This is a genomic window from Streptomyces sp. P5F9 (assembly GCF_057961495.1).
Window position 1 is genome coordinate 1 of sequence record NZ_JBXVPZ010001030.1, and the last position, 672, is coordinate 672.

The 672-nt window shown below is 71.0% G+C and carries 1 pseudogene; it reads left to right on the plus strand.

The features are described from left to right. Nucleotides 1-390: 390 nt before the first annotated feature. Nucleotides 391-672: pseudogene (locus AC31A1_RS52245) on the plus strand (hypothetical protein); the annotation flags it as partial.

Genomic DNA, 672 nt, shown 5'->3' on the forward strand with positions numbered 1-672 from the left:
AGCGTGCCGACGGCCACGGCGGTGACGGCCGCGCCGGTGAGGATGAGACGTTTGGCGATCTTCATCGGTATGTCTCCAGAGCAATTTCTGAACAGGGTCGCGGGTATCGGGGTCGCGGGAATACCGGACTCCCGGGCCGATCAGATGATCTTCGGCCCCGCTGCCGCAATGTACGGGGGATTACCCGTCGCCAGGTTGCCAACTTCTGATCGACTTATGACCAGCACTGCTCACCGCCCCGGCGAAGTGGCATTGCCGTCCCCGTTTCCGTTGTCCAGCAGGGTGTGCGCCGGTCTCCACTACGGAAGACACGGAAGACTCCGCCGGCCGGATCGCCGCGCGGCGGAGCGTGGGAACGGACAGGAGTGTTGAGACATGCCTCGTTGCCGGTTGTCCATCCGCCGACACGGGCGCGCACGATCCACCGCGGGCCACCGCCGCGCGCCCCGCCCGCCCCGCCGCGGGCGCGGACAGGCCGTCCTGGCCGCCTCGGCGATCCTGACCTGCCTCGCCGTGGTGACCGGCGTACTGCTGGCCCGCGCGCAGCCAGGAACCCCGGGAGACCGTACGGTCGCCGGCCCGCCGTCCGCGCACGGCACGGCGGCTGCCGGCACCCCGTCCCGTCCCGGCCCCTCGCCTACGACGACGTCATCGCCGCGCGCCATGCCCTCC